The 255-nt window shown below is 68.6% G+C and carries 1 pseudogene; it reads right to left on the bottom strand.

The features are described 5' to 3' along the window. Positions 1 to 68 precede the first annotated feature (68 nt). Positions 69 to 255 (bottom strand): annotated as a pseudogene (locus tag FNJ47_RS55675) (hypothetical protein); the annotation flags it as partial.

Genomic DNA, 255 nt, shown 5'->3' with positions numbered 1-255 from the left:
TCATTGTGCGCTATGCCGATGACCTCAGCATCGGATTTGAGCACCATGGACCAGCGGCGTCGCGCCGCTCAGTAGCCATAATACCCGCCCGGGCAAACCCAGTTGCCGTAAGCGTCGTAGCCGCAGCTACCGCGGTAGTAGGCCCCCGCCGCAGCCGCGCCGACTGCAGCCGCGCCCACTGCCGCCGCTCCGGCCCCGTAGCGGTAGCCGTAGCCGCGATACCCCCCTGCAGCGTACGCGCCCCGATAGCCGTAG

Origin of the sequence: Bradyrhizobium uaiense (assembly GCF_010811875.1) — a bacterium.
GTDB classification, from domain to species: domain Bacteria; phylum Pseudomonadota; class Alphaproteobacteria; order Rhizobiales; family Xanthobacteraceae; genus Bradyrhizobium; species Bradyrhizobium uaiense.
This window is presented reverse-complemented; position numbering and strand designations above follow the sequence as displayed.